Below are 1,110 nucleotides of genomic sequence, written 5' to 3' on the forward strand. Positions count from 1 at the left end.
AAACGACAACCCACCATCAGCCACACCCGGTCCTCCCGGACCGCCTCACATTCTTAGGGAAACCACCATGCGTACCCTGATCAGCACCGCCTTCATCTCGCTCGACGGCGTCATGGAGGGCCCGGGCGGCGAGCCCGGCTACCGCAACTCCGGATGGACCGTCAAGGACGTCGAGTTCCTCCCCGAGGCGTTCGACATCAAGGGGCGGGAGCAGGAGGAGTCCACCGCGATCCTGCTGGGCCGGGCCAGCTACGAGGCGTTCAGCCCGGTGTGGCCGAACATGGAGGAGTTCGCCCGCTACAACATCCTGCCGAAGTACGTCGTCTCCACCACCCTCACCGAGGACAAGCTCGTCTCGAACTGGGGCGAGACCATCATCCTGCGCTCCCTCGACGAGGTCGCCGCCCTCAAGGAGACCGACGGAGGCCCGATCATCGTCCACGGCAGCGTCGGCCTGAACCACAGCCTCGCCGACGCCGGTCTGATCGACCGCTACCACCTGCTCGTCTTCCCGCTGCTGCTCGGCGCGGGCAAGCGCCTGTTCCCGGCCGGCGACAAGGACACCCAGAAGCTGAAGCTGGTCGAGCACGCCGCGTACGCCAACGGCCTGCAGATGAACGTCCTCGACGTCGTCCGCTGACCAGGCCGGCGGCGCCGCGGAAACGCCATGCCGCTCCCGCGGCGCCACCGCCGGCCGGCCAACAGGCCCTCGTACCAATACCGCTACCGCGCCCTGGCGTGGTGAGCACGGCACGTAGACTCCCCGGCTCATGAACGTGTTGATCTCCGTTGACATGGAGGGCATCTCGGGGATCGTGCATCCCACCGAGACGAATCCGGATCGCTACGACTACGCGCGCGGCCGGGCGTTGATGACGGCCGAGGCGAACGCCGTGATCGCCGGCGTCCTGGATGCCGAACCCGCCGCCGCGGTCCTGGTCGCCGACGCACACGGGCCTTTCCGCAACCTGCTGCCGGAGGAACTCGACCGACGGGCACACCTGGTACGCGGCAAGCCGCGCCCGCTGGGCATGCTCGGCGGGCTCGACGAACACACCGACGCCGCCATGTTCATCGGCTACCACGCCCGCGCCGGCGGCGGGCCCGCCG

At 68.8% G+C, this 1,110-nt stretch carries 2 protein-coding genes; both read left to right on the top strand.

Annotation, left to right across the window (positions count from 1 at the left end; translation table 11 throughout):
- Positions 1 to 67: 67 nt before the first annotated feature.
- Positions 68 to 640: a dihydrofolate reductase family protein gene (locus tag GA0115259_RS37975; RefSeq protein ID WP_093605166.1), complete on the top strand. Its 573-nt coding sequence runs from the start codon at positions 68 to 70 to the stop codon at positions 638 to 640.
- 130 nt (positions 641 to 770) lie between these two features.
- On the top strand, positions 771 to 1,110 hold a 340-nt coding region (locus tag GA0115259_RS37980; protein WP_161230626.1), incomplete at its 3' end, for a M55 family metallopeptidase.

This window comes from Streptomyces sp. MnatMP-M17 (assembly GCF_900091995.1).
In the GTDB taxonomy this organism is placed as follows: domain Bacteria; phylum Actinomycetota; class Actinomycetes; order Streptomycetales; family Streptomycetaceae; genus Streptomyces.

Coding starts and splice junctions, on each gene's coding strand:
- GA0115259_RS37975 (WP_093605166.1), top strand. CDS start 68: ATGCGTACCCTGATCAGCACCGCCTTCATCTCGCTCGACGGCGTCATG.